This is a genomic window from Sinorhizobium chiapasense (genome assembly GCF_036488675.1).
Classification (GTDB): domain Bacteria; phylum Pseudomonadota; class Alphaproteobacteria; order Rhizobiales; family Rhizobiaceae; genus Sinorhizobium; species Sinorhizobium chiapasense.
On record NZ_CP133148.1, the window covers coordinates 1,018,774 to 1,033,223 of the forward strand.

Annotated in this window: 12 protein-coding genes; 5 read left to right on the top strand and 7 right to left on the bottom strand. The window is 61.1% G+C overall.

Annotated features, from left to right (window positions below):
* From RB548_RS04885 to lptF, 4 genes are all read right to left on the bottom strand, one after another.
* Complete coding sequence (locus tag RB548_RS04885; RefSeq protein ID WP_331373905.1) at nt 1–939, bottom strand: peptidylprolyl isomerase; 939 nt, start codon at nt 937–939, stop codon at nt 1–3.
* A gap of 305 nt (nt 940–1,244) precedes the next feature.
* Nucleotides 1,245–3,593, bottom strand: a complete 2,349-nt coding sequence (locus RB548_RS04890) for an LPS-assembly protein LptD (RefSeq protein WP_331373906.1) — start codon at nt 3,591–3,593, stop codon at nt 1,245–1,247.
* Complete coding sequence (lptG, locus tag RB548_RS04895) at nt 3,593–4,675, bottom strand: LPS export ABC transporter permease LptG (RefSeq protein ID WP_331373907.1); 1,083 nt, start codon at nt 4,673–4,675, stop codon at nt 3,593–3,595. Before lptG ends, RB548_RS04890 begins: the two co-directional genes overlap by 1 nt.
* Nucleotides 4,672–5,844 (bottom strand): LPS export ABC transporter permease LptF, encoded by a 1,173-nt coding sequence (gene lptF, locus RB548_RS04900; RefSeq protein WP_331373908.1) that lies wholly within the window; start codon nt 5,842–5,844, stop codon nt 4,672–4,674. The genes lptG and lptF overlap by 4 nt, the downstream gene beginning before the upstream one ends.
* 314 nt (nt 5,845–6,158) lie before the next feature.
* Here lptF and RB548_RS04905 point away from each other — a divergent pair, with 314 nt between their 5' ends.
* Nucleotides 6,159–7,652: a leucyl aminopeptidase gene (locus RB548_RS04905; RefSeq protein ID WP_331373909.1), complete on the top strand. Its 1,494-nt coding sequence runs from the start codon at nt 6,159–6,161 to the stop codon at nt 7,650–7,652.
* A 33-nt stretch (nt 7,653–7,685) separates the two neighbouring features.
* Complete coding sequence (locus RB548_RS04910) at nt 7,686–8,135, top strand: DNA polymerase III subunit chi (RefSeq protein ID WP_331373910.1); 450 nt, start codon at nt 7,686–7,688, stop codon at nt 8,133–8,135.
* Between the two features lie 62 nt (nt 8,136–8,197).
* Here RB548_RS04910 and RB548_RS04915 read toward each other — a convergent pair whose 3' ends face one another.
* Nucleotides 8,198–9,124: a Gfo/Idh/MocA family protein gene (locus RB548_RS04915; RefSeq protein WP_331373911.1), complete on the bottom strand. Its 927-nt coding sequence runs from the start codon at nt 9,122–9,124 to the stop codon at nt 8,198–8,200.
* A 197-nt stretch (nt 9,125–9,321) separates the two neighbouring features.
* Here RB548_RS04915 and RB548_RS04920 point away from each other — a divergent pair, with 197 nt between their 5' ends.
* Nucleotides 9,322–10,164, top strand: coding sequence for a GNAT family N-acetyltransferase (locus RB548_RS04920; protein ID WP_331373912.1), 843 nt, complete (start codon nt 9,322–9,324; stop codon nt 10,162–10,164).
* Between the two features lie 98 nt (nt 10,165–10,262).
* Here RB548_RS04920 and RB548_RS04925 read toward each other — a convergent pair whose 3' ends face one another.
* Entirely contained in the window at nt 10,263–12,152 is a 1,890-nt protein-coding gene (locus tag RB548_RS04925) for an ABC-F family ATP-binding cassette domain-containing protein (RefSeq protein WP_331373913.1), read from the bottom strand.
* A gap of 310 nt (nt 12,153–12,462) precedes the next feature.
* Here RB548_RS04925 and RB548_RS04930 point away from each other — a divergent pair, with 310 nt between their 5' ends.
* Complete coding sequence (locus RB548_RS04930; protein WP_331373914.1) at nt 12,463–12,753, top strand: hypothetical protein; 291 nt, start codon at nt 12,463–12,465, stop codon at nt 12,751–12,753.
* Between the two features lie 73 nt (nt 12,754–12,826).
* Nucleotides 12,827–13,111: a hypothetical protein gene (locus RB548_RS04935; RefSeq protein WP_331373915.1), complete on the top strand. Its 285-nt coding sequence runs from the start codon at nt 12,827–12,829 to the stop codon at nt 13,109–13,111.
* Nucleotides 13,112–13,263: 152 nt separating this feature from the next.
* On the opposite strand, the gene RB548_RS04940 is transcribed toward RB548_RS04935, so the two are convergent.
* Nucleotides 13,264–14,340: a GGDEF domain-containing protein gene (locus RB548_RS04940; RefSeq protein ID WP_331373916.1), complete on the bottom strand. Its 1,077-nt coding sequence runs from the start codon at nt 14,338–14,340 to the stop codon at nt 13,264–13,266.
* Between the last annotated feature and the right edge of the window lie 110 nt (nt 14,341–14,450).

A 14,450-nucleotide genomic window follows, 5' to 3' on the forward strand; every position in this document is an offset into this window, starting at 1 on the left:
TTACTTGTTGACGATCTGCGCCTTCTCACGCAGTTCTTCGAGGTACTTCGCGCTGTTAGGGTCTTCGCCGCCGGCCTTCTTTTTGCCGAGGTCCTCCGCACGGAAGACGATTTCAGCGGCCGTATCGTCGTTGACCTGACGCTTCTTGCAGATTGCAAGATACTCAACGCCCTTCTCGGTGACGCGCGTGCCGGTCGTCATGCCGTCGCCAGCCTTTTCGACGAGCGGCTTCCAATCTTCCGGCAATTGCTGGGCAAGCACGCGGCCGAGGCTGCGAATCGACACGTCGCGATAGTTGGCTGCGAAGACCTTGGATGTCTCACAACCCGGGAACTCAGACCGCGAAGCGTTTGCTTCAGCCTGCCGTTTTGCCGTGATCGCGCCGCGCTTGGATTCCGGGATGACGAAGATGACCTGCTGGAGGAAATATTCCGTCGTCACAGGCTTGTTGCCGCCGCCCTCCATCATGCGCTTCACAAGGTCGCCGCCGGTCAGGCGATTGGCATTGCCGTAGCGGAAATTGACGACGCGAGGCCAACTCATCTGGACAGCGATATACTGCTTGAAATGATCGACGCCGACACCGGACTGGTCGAGGATCTTGCCGAGTTGCTCGGGCGACATCTTGTTTCCAGCGGCAAATCGCGCAAAGGCGGCGTCAACGTCCTGGGTACTGACCGACTGCTGGACGCGGGCGATCTCGCCGCGCTTCAGCACTTCGTCGATAAGCTGCTGCTTCGCTTCCTCTGCGCCGCCTCCTTGGCGTTGGAGGCGAAGGAAGGCCACGCGCTTTGCGATGTCGCCGGAAGTGATTACGACATTGTTGACGATCACCTTGACCCCGCTCGCGGCCTGTGCCGGTGCGCATACAGCGACGCTCAGCGTGCCGGCAAGCACCAGCGCCGACATCACCCTCAAGATCGATTTCCCGCCCATCATATTTCCTTGTCCGTCCCGCGCCCCAACCGCCTGTGGTCCGCGTCGGACCGCCAGCCTGCGCCTTCCCTGTGCCAGTTGGAGGAAATGCATAATACATGCGGCCAAACGATGACAAGACCACATGATCAACCTTTAAGTGCTGCGCGTCTTCGGGAGCCGCAGCAGACAGAATAAAGTTACAGGCGTCCGCCTAGAGCATCCCGCTTTCAAGTGGAATTGCTGAAAGCGGATAAGATGCTCTGGAATCAAGGTGCTCGAGCGTCCTTCGTGCGTTCATTTGAACCCACAGCGCTTAGGCCTGGACCTCAATAGAAGTCCAGTTCGTCGAACGTGGTGTCGCCGACGTCAATGTCGCCAAGCGTGCGGAAGCTGATGCGCGCACCGATCGACCAGTCGTTGGCGACCGAACTGTCGGTATCCCGCTCCTGCTGGTAGACGATCGAGAACAATGTATCCTGATCATCATAGGTGACACCGAAGCCGTTGCGGGAAATGACGTCATTGTTGATGTCATAGGTCAATGCGCCGAACACCGACCAATAATCGTGGAATCGGTAGGCAGCGGCCGTCTGGATTTCGTCCTGGTCTGAGGGCGAGCCGTAGACCGGCTGTGCCTCGATCCGCGTATAGGTCAGGGCCGCCTGCCATGTCAGGCCCAGATAACCGACCGTGGCGTCGGCGCGGCGCAGAGCAAGGTCGTCCTCGTCCAGCCGCCCGGAGAGACTTGCCATCAGGCCGTAGGGCGCGTCGATGCCGACCATCGCCACATAATCCGAACTCTTGGTTTCCAGTCCCGAATCCGCTCCGACCTTGACGAGATCGTCGGTTGCGAAGGAATTGAGCCCGCCGAGGTGGAACGACTGGCCCGCGATCGCGCGCAAGCCGTAACCATTGTCGAAGCTTCCGGTATAGCGGATGCCGAGATTGGCGCGCGTTCCACCTTCGATACGATCGAAGCCGGAGAACTTGTCGCGATCGAAAAGGTTGGTCGCATCGAAGACGAAGCTCTGCGCATCTTCGTTGGGCAGCCCGCCGGCATGCTGTTCGTCCGGCCGGACATAGATCTGGCCGATCGGCTCCAGCACGTGGCTGCTGTTCTCGCCGGCAAAGAGGATCGGGTAGCGCGCCTCGAGACCGGCGGTCAGCATGCGCCGCGTGACCGCGTCGCTGTTGGTGTAGTCGCCCGTGTAGGCGGGGCCTGGAGGGTCCATGTTGAGGCCCAAGGCATCCCCGCGTGCAGCGAGCAATGGCGTCAGCACGAGACCGCCGGGCGCAATGAACGTCCGCTTCCATTCGAGGTCCGCGGTCAGGCGGTGAGCGGTGCCTTCGAGGCCGCGGAAACGCTCGACGCCAAGGACGTTGATGCTGTCCAGCCGGTTGCGCTTGACGTTCGTGAAGTTCACGTCTGCGCTGAGCTCCCCGCCCAGCACGGATTCCGGCGCGAAGTAGGAGTAGTCGAGGACCTGAGCCGCAGGCTGCTGATTTTCCTCGATGCTGTCGAGGTCGGCGTCCTGGATGTCGAAATAGAAGGCGCGCAGGTCGAAGTAGTTGCGCTTGCCGAGGCCGGTCAGGTAGGCCTGATTGGTATAGGTCGTGCCGTCGAAGCTCTCCAGATCATAGGTCTTGGCAAAGTTGGCGTCCGATTGGACGAGCACGTTCCAGCCAAAGGTCCAGCGCGGATTGATCTGGAATTCGCCCTTCGACGCCACCATGCCGCGATTGGTTTCCTCGGCATCGACGGTGTCGGGCGTGAACTGGTCCCTGTCGAGCTGGCTGATGCCGGCCACGTTCAGCGTGTGCAAACCGTTATGGAACGATTGGCGGAACTCGCCCTCAAGCAAAAAGCCTTGCCGCGTCAGACCCGTCGCGGTGACAGTTGCGTCCATATAGGGGGAGATCGCCCAGTAGTAAGGGATGCCCACACCGGCGCCAAGTTTCTGCGCATAGCGGAACTTCGGAAACAGAAACCCGCTCTTGCGCTTGACCGTATGGTCCGGGATCTCGATTGCCGGAATATAGGCGATCGGCTTGCCGAAGAGCTCGAAATAGGCGTGTTCCAGCCGAATCGTGTGCGTCCTGCCGTTCTGGATCACACGCTCTGCCTTGATGTGCCACAGGGAACGGTGCTCCGGCTTGATATTGCAGGGCGTGCAAGCGGTGTAGACGGCCCTGTTGAGAATGAACTCCTCGCCGTTGCGGCGCTCACCGCTTTCCGCCGCCAGTCGTGTCAGATCGGTCGTCTCGATCCGCAGGGCCTGGACGAAACCGTTGCCGAAGTCGTCGGTGACATCCATCTTGTCGGCGTAGACAATATTGCCATCCGGTTCGACCAACTGGATCTCGCCGGTCGCGATGATGCGCCCCGACCTCTGGTCGTACACGACTTGACGGGCGACCATCCTGTAGCCGCCATATGCGATCTGAACGTTGCCGCGCACGGTGACGGTTTCCGCGTCGCGATTGTAGAGGAGCTCATTGGCCGACAGCAGCAGCTTTGCGTCAGCCGGAATGTTCGGCTGCAGCGAATCGATTCGCGCCGATGTGTCCTGCGCCTGGACAGGCGCATTCATTCCCATGGCAAGTGTATGCAATGCCACGCCTGCGAGCAGGGCAGCATTGGTCAGCTTGATGCGTTTGCGGTTGCCTGCCGCCACTAGCCATCCTCCTGATGCAGTAGAATCGTCGAGCCCAGCGCCATCGCTACAACAACTGGCAACCAGGCTGCAACGAACGGAGGCACAATACCGCTGCTCCCGAATGCTTTGACAAGCACGGTGACGACATAAAGCACGAAGCCCGAGAGGATTCCACCGAGAATTACGGAGCGCGATTGGTTGAACCGGCTAAATTTCAAAGAGACGCATGCCGCGATCAGAGTCATCGCGACAAGCAGCAACGGCAAGGAGAGCAGGGAGTGGAATTGCGTTTCCATGCCGGCGGTGGAAAAGCCGAAGGATCGGGCCACCTCGATCTTCCGTGGAAGGTCAAAAAACTGAATGGAATCAGCCTTTGCCAGACGCTCCTGAACGAATTCCGCCTTCAGGTTGGTGGGGATCTGTGCCGTTTCCTGACGACGAGGCAGCTGGCCGCCGCCGGTCTCTGTAACGTTATTAAGGAGCCAGTAACCATCTTCCAGTTTGGCGGACTTCGCGTCCTGCCTCTTGATGATGGTGCCCTGTGGATCAAAGTGGATGACGGTGACGTTGATCAGCTCCGTTCCGCCGTTCTGCACGGAGCGCGCTCCGATGATCGTATCGGTGCCGTCGTAGATCTGGCGGAGCCAGGGAATCGAGTTCGCTTGGGCGGAACGGGACGAGCCCCACTCGGCTTCGAGCGCCTCGGCCTTTTTCGTTCCCCAGGCGGCAAGCGGGTTGAGTACGGCCACGGCGAGCAGCCCGAAAATAAACGCGCCGAGCACGAAAGGTCGAAGGAACTGCCAGACGGAGATGCCGGCTGCCCGCGTGACGACCAATTCATAACGGCGGTTCAGCGAGATCAATGCGGCCATCGCCGAAAAGAGCGCGACGAAGGGGACCGTCTGCTGCATGATCGTCGGGATGCGAAACGTCGTCATCAGCAGCGCGCCGCTCACCGTGTAGTGCGGCAGTGCCGACATGCGGCTGGCAAGTTCGCTGAAATCGATGATGAAGATCAGCGCGAATATGCCGACCAGGAACCAGAAGGTCGTGATCGCGTAGCGCTTGAAAAAATAACGTCCGAGCGTGTTGAGGATCATGAAGCCTGTTCCCCGTCAGCGCCCGCCGGCCGCATGAAGCGGAGCCGGATCATGAGTTCGGACAGTTTTTCCCGCCATGTCATCGGTATGTCGAGCCGGCGGTTGCTGACCAGCTGATGGATCGCAAATGCGCCGGCTGCGAGCGGAACGAAATACATGAGCGGAACGAACCAGATGGAATCTTCGGCACTGTTTGCCGCATAGAACGTCATCCACCGGATCACAAGTGCCGCTCCGAGCGCGCTGATCATCGGGTGCACGCGCGCCTCGCGGTGAGAGCGCGCATCGCTGCTGACGACGAGCGCAATGAGGGCGAACAGCAGCGGGTAGGTCCATTCGGTGAAACGCTTGTGGAGCTCCGCCGTGAAGGCCAGCGGCGCCCGCTTGTAGGCCGGATCGTCGGGGTCCGGGTTCAGCAGGTAGAAAAGGTCGCGATCCTTGGCGCGGATGTTGGCCTCGCCCACAGCCTGGGTCATGTCGGTCAGGTCGAAGGCATAGGAGTCGAACTTGATGACGGAGACGCCGCCATCCGGCAGCTTGCGGTGGACCTCGCCGTCCTTCATCACCAGAGCCGAGCTTTCCTCGTCGACGGCGCCCTCGCGAGCGTAATAGACGAGTTCGAAGTTCGGATTGCGCGAATCGGCAACGAAGATGCCTTGCAGGACGCCGCCGCTGCGGCGAGCGCCAACCTGGACATAGAGCCCATCGGTGATCTTGCGGAAGGCGTTCTCCTGAACGACGGCGGAGAGCAGGTCGGCATGGGCCGTCGCGATCATCCGGCGCACGGCGACACGTGAATAGGGCTCGACGAAGTTGTCGATGGCAAAGGACAGCACGCTCAGTCCGGCGGCAAGGTAGATGACCGGCCGGATAATCGACATGCGGGAGCTGCCAGCTGCGTTCAGCACCGTCAGCTCCGAATCGGTATTCATTGCGCTAAGCGTCTGCGTCACGCCGATCACGAGCGCGAACGGGAGTATGATCGGAACGACCGACGGCAGAATCAGCGTCGCAAGTTTCAGGAAGGCGAAGATCGACTGACCGCTGTCCGTGACCAGGTTCACGTTCGTGAGCGCCTGCGTCGTCCAGACGATACCCATGAGCGGCAGGAGTGTTGCGAGGAACATGGTCGTGGCGCGTCGGAGGATGTAGCGTTCAATCAGCTTCATGTCCGTATCCGGTCCAAATCCTGCTCAAGTCTTCCATCCCGCGCTCCCGAGCCTGCTCAATGGCTCACTGCACGACCGATCGGGTCTCCGCCGACAGTGCCTCAAGAATCCAATTCTCGAACAACACGGATAATATAAGGCCAAGAACTGCGGTTAACCGCATGTAAACACGTGTGGGCATCTTGCCAAGCGGCTGAAAAGCGAGAAGGGTGCGCGCCACAGCTTTGACGGTGGCCGGCGTCGCGAATGTTTGCCACTGTAGCCGTCCGGTAACAGAGCGGGCGGATCAAAATCAGGAATGCCCGGAGTGCTAAATGCCGATGAAATTCGAATTCGCTTTCAGTAAGTCCCACCGCCCGGCCGGCGGGGTCGCCGTCCTTCTTCAGGTCGCCGGCGCCAAGGAAGCGGCCGGTGCGGCGGTCGCAGATCCGGAAGGCGTTTTGCCGAAAGCGGCCAAGGTCGGCAAGTTCACGGGCAAGGCGCTCAAGACGCTCGACATCGTCGCTCCTCACGGATCGCCGGCCGACCGGATTCTCCTTCTCGGGCTCGGCGACGGGTCCGCGCTGACGAATCATGACTGGCTGAAGGCCGGCGGCGCGGTTGCCGCGAAGCTGCGTTCCGCTGAAAAGGTCACGGTCTTTCTTGATGCTCCGGGTGTCGATGTCACGGGCAAGGCTGCTGCTGACTTCGCTCTCGGCATGGAGATGAACGCCTATTCCTTCGACAGCTACAAGACCAAGAAATCCGACGACGAGCCAAAGTCTCAGCAAAAACCGGTCAAGGTCACGATCGTCACCGGCATGGTGATCGCCGCCAAGAAGGCGTTCGCTGTCGCTCACGCGATCGGAGAAGGCGTCTTTCTCGCACGCGATCTCGTCAACGAGCCGGCCAACGTGCTCGGGCCGGTCGAATTCGCCGCCAAGGCGAAGGAGCTGGAAAAGCTCGGCGTCGAAGTCGAGGTCCTCACCGAGCGGGAGATGAAGAAACTCGGAATGGGCGCACTGCTCGGCGTTGCCCAGGGCTCATCACGGCCGCCGCGCCTTGTCGTCATGCAGTGGAAAGGCGGAAGGGCGAAGGAGAAGCCAATCGCCTTCGTCGGCAAGGGCGTCGTTTTCGACACGGGCGGCATCTCGATCAAGCCCGCGTCCGGCATGGAGGAAATGAAGGGTGATATGGGCGGCGCCGCGGCGGTCACCGGCCTTATGCACGTGCTCGCCGCGCGGCAGGCAAACGTCAACGCAATCGGCATCATCGGGCTCGTCGAAAACATGCCGGACGGCAGCGCCCAGAGGCCGGGTGACATCGTTACCTCGATGTCCGGCCAGACGATCGAGGTGATCAATACGGATGCTGAGGGCAGGCTCGTCCTGTGTGATGCGCTCTGGTACTGCAACGATCGCTTCAAGCCGCAGGCGATGATCGATCTGGCGACGCTCACCGGCGCCATAATGGTGGCGCTCAGCACCCACTATGCCGGTCTGTTCTCGAACGATGATCGTCTGGCCGAACGGTTGCTCGCGGCCGGCATCACGACGCAAGAGCGCCTCTGGCGGATGCCGCTCGGCAAAGAATACGACAAGATGATCGATAGCAAGTTCGCTGACATGAAGAACACGGGCGGTCGCCACGGCGGCTCTGTGACGGCTGCCCAGTTCCTGAAGCGCTTTGTTAAGGATACTCCCTGGGCGCATCTCGATATCGCCGGAACGGCGATGGGCTCGCCGACCGACGAGATCAACCAGTCCTGGGGGTCCGGTTTTGGTGTGCGCCTTCTCGACGAGCTGGTCCGCGCGAGCTACGAAGCCTGATTGCGTCACAGCCGGTGTCCGGGAGCGATCGGCATGACCGAGATCCTTTTCTACCACCTGACGGAATCGAAACTTGAGGATGCGCTGCCGCCGCTGCTCGACAAGAGTGTTGAGCGCGGCTGGCGGGTGGTCGTGCAAACGGTCGATGCGGAGCGGCGCGACGTGCTGGACACACACCTTTGGGTCTATCGCGACGACAGCTTTCTGCCGCACGGTACCGATGCCGGCGATTTCGCGGCAGACCAGCCGATCCTTATCGTTGCCAATGAAAGCAACCAGAACGCCGCGACGGTACGCTTCCTTGTGGACGGCGCGGAACCGCCGCCCGTTTCAGATTATGAACGGGTGGTGTTCATGTTCGACGGTTATGACCAGCAGCAGCTCGAGGCGGCTCGCGCCCAATGGAAACGATTGAAAGGGGAGGGGCACAACCTCACCTACTGGCAGCAGAACAGGGACGGAAGGTGGGAGAAGAAGGCGTAGACCTGTTTGGCACTGGCAATTCAGAAAGCCCGGCGTACGCCGGGCTTTCTGTTGGAGAAACATCAGTCGTGGAACGCCTCGACGAACTTGCGACGGCCGAGCATGAAGGCGTCGGCGACGTGCCGCAGGGGCGCGAGATCGACGTCCGACTTGCCCGCCTTGATGATCTCGGCAAAGCGCCGGTAAAGCATCGGATACTCCTGCTCGGGCTCCTCGTGGACGAGCTTGCCGTCGATGGCCAGTTTGGCGCCACCTTCGGAGAGAACCATTTCGCCGGCATCGGTTTCCGCGACGATGTCCCAGCTCTGCTTGCCGGTCTGGCGCCAGTCGAATTCAGCCGAAACGCCAAGCTTGCCTGCGTCACTGAAAGCGATCGTTGCAGCGATCGGCGCGTCGCGATTCTCCGGAAACTCCAGCGTCGCCGACGTGATGAAGATCGGGCGGGGGAGGATATGGGTGACGATCGAGAGCGCATTGATGCCCGGGTCGAAGACGCCGAGCCCGCCGGCCGCCCAGATCCATTCCTGATTCGGATGCCAGTGGCGGACATCCTCCTTCCAGATGATCTTGACGTTGCGGATCGCGGTCGACGCGAGAAACGCCTTGGCGGCTTCGACCGCCGGCGCGTAGCGCGAATGCCAGCTTGCAAAAAGCGAAACGCCCTTATCGGCCGCCAGCGCTTCGAGGTCGGCAACCTCGCTCAAGGTCGCGCCCGGCGGCTTCTCGAGGAAGACGTGCTTGCCGGCCTGGAGCGCCGCGTGTGCCGCCTCGTAGCGGTATTGCGGCGGCATGCACAGCGAGACGGCGTCGATCGCCGGCACTGCGTCCAGCATCGCCTCGATAGACTTGAAATTGTCGATGCCGTCGACCGTTCCGTGGCGGCTTGCCGCAGCAATCAGTCGGTAGTCGGCGTTTTTTGAAAGGGCCGGAAGGTGCTGGTCGCGCACGATCTTGCCGACGCCGACAATCGCAATTTGAATGGGGGTCATGGTGCTTCGCTCGAATTAGTATGATTTATTCTCGACCCTTGTAGCAGATTGGAAGCAGCGGGCAAGCGCGGTTCGGGCGCATCACGCTGTCATCCTGAATGCACGAGATGTCGGCGTCCTTGTCGTCGGCGAGGAAAAATCAGTTGTTCGCTGGCAGACGGTACCGGTACCGTAAAGCGGGTTGTTGAGGATTTGCAATGACACAAACCATTCGCCATGCAACGCGTGCCGAACTAGACACGATCATCGACTGGGCTGCGCGAGAGGGATGGAACCCGGGACTGGAGGATGCCAACGCGTTCTGGGCGGCCGACCCGGACGGCTACTGGGTCTCGACCGAGGACGACACGCTTGCTGCGGCGATCTCTCTCGTGCGCTACGGCGCTGGTTACGCGTTTCTTGGTTTTTACGTCGCTCACCCTGCGTATCGCGGCAGGGGCATTGGTCTGGCTCTGTGGAATCGGGCACTTGCTGAAGCAGGCGAGCGGACCATTGGGCTCGACGGTGTTGTGGCGCAGCAGGAGAACTATCGAAAATCGGGCTTCGTCCGGTCTCACGCGAATATTCGCTATGGCGGCGTTGTCGATGTGAAGGAACCGCCGGGCACGAACCTGATCGACGCAGCGCCGATCCATGCGCCTGCCTTGATCGAATACGATAGCGGCTTCAATCCGGCAAGCCGCGATGCTTTTCTGCGCGAATGGACGAAGCAGTTGAAGACGCGCCGAAGCGTCGTGCTGCTGCGGGATGGGACGCTTATCGGTTACGGGACGCTGCGGGCATGCCGGGAAGGCTTCAAGATCGGCCCGCTCTTCGCAGACACGGAGACCGGCGCCGATCTCATTTTTCGCAAGCTTGCGGCAGGTGCCAAAGGCGGTCGGATCTATCTCGACATCCCCGAGCCGAACGCGTCCGCAAAAGCACTTTGCGAACGCTACAACATGAAGCCGGTCTTCGAAACCGCCCGGATGTACCGCGGTCCGACACCGGATCTTCCGCTGAACCGGATCTACGGCATCACGACATTCGAGCTCGGGTGACTACAGCATCACGGTGTCAGAGGCGTGAAGGTGAGTAGCGCCTTGAATTTGCTGCCTGGTTCCTCAGGTCAATTCCGCTTTAAGGAACCATGCAGCGGTCAACTGATCAACGCCTCTTCGTATTCGGTCGATAGCTCCAGCCACTGCTCCTCCGCCTCGGCCAGTTTCGCAGCGGCGTCTGCGCGCTCCTTGGCCTTCTGCGCAGCCTTTGCCGGGGCCTTTTCGTACAAACCCGGATCCGCAAGCTCAGCATCAAGTGCTTGAATCAGTTTCTCCAATTTCCCCGTCAACGATTCGATCTCGTTGATCTTTTTCTTGAGGGGCGCCAACGACGTGCGCTTGTCGGCATTGGCTTTGCGCTGATCCGCTTTCGACAGGACCTCGTCCGATCCATTGATCTTCGGCTTGTCGTCCCGTGGTTTGGGGCCGCCGACGATCAGGCCGCGGTAGTCTTCGAGGTCGCCGTCGTAGCTGGCCACGGTTCCATCGCGCACGAGCCACAGCCGGTCGGCAGTGGCCTCGATCAAATGCCGGTCGTGCGAGATGAGGATGACGGCACCGGAATAGTCGTTGAGTGCGGTGATCAGTGCGTTGCGGCTGTCGATGTCGAGATGGTTGGTCGGTTCGTCGAGGATCAGCAGGTTCGGCGCGTCGAAGGCGGCAAGCCCCATCAGAAGCCGCGCCTTCTCGCCGCCGGAAAGATCCTTCGCGGCGGTATCCATCTTTTCTGTCGCAAGCCCCATTTGCGCGACGCGCGAGCGAACCTTTGCTTCCGGCGCATCGGGCATGCGGCGGCGGACATGCTCCACCGCGCTTTGCGTCGGCACCAGATCGTCTAGCTGGTGCTGGGCGAAGAAACCGATCTTCAATCCCGGGGCAATCCGGACATCACCGGCTTCCGCCTGGAGTCGGCCGGAAATGAACTTCGCGAAGGTCGACTTGCCGTTGCCGTTCGAGCCGAGCAAGGCAATGCGATCGTCTGCGTCGATGCGCAGATTGAGGCGCTTGAGGATTGGCTTGCCCGGTTCGTATCCGACCGCACCGCCCTGGATCGCGACGATCGGAGAGGCCACCTGTTTCTCAGGATCGGGAAAGGAAAAACCCTGGACGTGTTCCTCGATCACGGCCGCCACGGTGCCCATACGCTCCAGCGCCTTGACGCGGCTTTGCGCCTGGCGGGCCTTCGACGCCTTTGCCTTGAAGCGGTCGATGAAACTCTGCAGATGCTTGCGCGCCGCATCGTTCCTGGCCTTCGCCTTCATCTGCAATTCGTCGGCTTCCGCCTTCTGCCGCTCGAACTGGTCATAGGAGCCACGATAGAAGGTGAGTTTCTTCTGGTCGAGATGAACGATCGCATTGACGGCGGTGTTCAGGAGGTCACGATCGTGGCTGATGATGATGACCGTGTGCGGATAGCGGCGGATATAGTCCTCGAGCCACAACGTGCCTTCGAGGTCGAGGTAGTTGGTCGGCTCGTCGAGAAGAAGCAGGTCGGGCTCGGAAAAGAGAACGGCCGCCAGCGCCACGCGCATGCGCCAGCCGCCGGAGAAGGACGAGGCCGGACGGCGTTGCGCCTCATGGTCGAAGCCAAGACCGGCGAGAATGCTCGCCGCGCGCGCTTCCGCGGAGTGGGCACCGATGTCGGCAAGCCGCGTCTGAATGTCGGCAATCCGGTGCGGATCGGTCGCGGTCTCGGCCTCGGCGATGAGCGCCGTGCGTTCCTTGTCCGCCTTGAGCACGATCTCGATCAGCGGCTCCTCTGTGCCGGGCGCTTCCTGCGCCACCTGGCCGATACGCGCATTTTTCGGCAGCGACACACTGCCGGCTTCGGCCGAAAGCTCGCCGGTAATCACCCGGAAGAGCGTCGATTTACCCGCCCCGTTGCGTCCGACGAGCCCCGCCTTCGTGCCCGCCGGTAGCGTCACGGAAGCATTTTCGATGAGAAGGCGGCCCGCGATGCGGGCGGAGAGACCGGCGATCTGGATCATGCCGCGCCTTTTGCCCGGACTTTTCCGGGAAGGCAAGGGGTGCCCGGTGACATCCGGGGCTGCCGCGCGCTGGGAGCCCGGTTGCGTTTTTCAAGGGGTGATTGTTATCGAATCGTGGACAACGTGTTCTGGTAATCAATACTTCCAAACATCATCATGAGGGACCACATGTATCTTGGATGAGCGCTCCCAAGCTCCTCCGACTTACCGGATCAGATCGAACGCTATCGGCAAGGCCACCGCGTTCGAAGGGAACGGTTCCGGCCAATCTTTACGAAATCGTCGTTCAAGCAACGACCCCTCAGGAGAGATGATCATGAAAAATGCTATCCATACTGCGCTTGCTGCAGCCCTGGTTGCCACCGCCCTTCTCGGCGGCGCATCCGCCGCCTTTGCCGGCGGCAGCTACTATGAAGGCGTCAGCGACAAGCCGCTTTTCACCGACCGCGCACCCAAGGCGCGTGAGGCTTCGGGCGATGTCGTCCGTGGCCGCGACGGCTCGCTCGACCGCACGTCCACCGGTTCGGTCTCGAGCTACGGCTCGACGCCTGCCTACATTTCGGGCGGCGAAGGTGAATATTATCAGGGCATTAGCCGCTAACGCAGGACCCTCCCAAGTGCGGGCACGGCGTGAGAACGCCGCGCCCGCATCCGATTCAGCAAGGAACGATCCTATGAACAAATCCATTGCAGCTCTTCTCGTTGCCGTCGCTGTGACTGGCGTCGCTTCTACGGCAAGCGCCGGCGGCAGCTACTACAAGGGCGTCAGCCAGAAGCCGCTTTTCACGGGGCGCGCGGCGGCCTCTGCCGGCACCGGCGTGTCGGCGAACACCGCCGACAATGGCGATTTTTATGCCGGTGTTGACAACAAGTCCGTCGATGCGGCGTCGACCGGCGCGATTGCCAATGGCCGCGCAGCCGTGAACGTCTCCGGCGACGCCGACCAGAACGCCCGCTAATCCACGCCAATACGCGCACCGAGAGACCCGGTCCCGCCGAGCGCGGAGCCGGGTCGCTTCATGAGTGGCGATGGCTGTGTGGTGAGGGCCGTGACAGAGAAGATCAAGGTAGCAGAAACCCTTTTCCGAAACCTGCCGCCGGATCCATTGTCTCAGGCGGCATCAGGCACATAAGCCCTGCCGCTCGCCTTTTCGATGTCTGACGAATAAACCCGAATGCCCCCGTGCGCCCGCGCTGCGGTCAATGCAAGTTCGGCCTGGCCCAGCAGCTCAGCCGCGCTCGTTGCTGCCGGGGTCAGTGCAATGCCGGCGGAAAGGGAGAGTGTTTCGCATGTGAAAGCACGGCCGGGCGGTGTGATTGCCAGCTCTGCGACACTTTGATGGATGCGCCGCGCAATCGCCTCCGCGTTTTCCGCAGTGACGTCGTTACAGACGAAAGCGAACTCCTGCGGGCCAATCCGCGCAACGAAGTCATTCTTCTTGATCGTCTTGCGGAAGATGGTGGCGAGATCGCTCAGCACCTTTTGCGCCAGTGCGCCGCCATGTTGTTCTCCAAGGTCTCGCAATCCTTCAACCGCCGCCAGGACAAGCGACGCGGATTGACCGGATGGCTGATCGAACACGGCCGCCAGCCTTTTCGAAAGGGCCGTCTGGTTCGGCAGACCGGTCAGTCGATCCCGGGTAAGGGCCATGCGGCTTTCTTCGAGATCTCCTTCCAGTTCGCTCAGACGTTGAGAATGCATCTCTATCGCTGCGCGAAGTGCGGTTTCCTCATTCATCAGCAGCCCTGCCGCGTCGCGCAACTGTGCCGCTTCATCGGCGAATTCCGACATGGTTGCGACCGGATCGGAGGCAAGTCGAGCCGCGAACCGTTTGAGCTGACCGTTGAAGGCGTGCTTTCGCGCCAACGTGTCGCCGAGCATCATCGTCAGCTCGCCGAGTGCCTGCTGCGCCTCCGCGCGTGCGCGGTCCGCCGTAAGCGCGCTGTGGCCAATGAGTTTGTGCTTGATGCCGAGCTCGTCCAGCGCGTCCTGCGTCGGCTCCGGACCGAGCGCCGCGAGATCGCGCGACAATTGCGGTATCTGACCGGACAGCGCTTCATAGATCAGCTCGTAGTTGCGGGGGAGGGCGGCGACGCCGAGCCGCATCATTGAGTGCGCCAGTTTTTGGATGATCGCCGCATTTCGTGCCTGCGATCGGCCGCGCGCCGTTGGAGGATGCTGGGTCATGGCGGTGCCTTTGATACCGGTGTCGAACTCGCCTCGCACTATCTCCGGCGCGAATTTAAGAGATCCTGAAAATATCCGGGCAACGGCGGCAAAATGCACGATATGGTTGC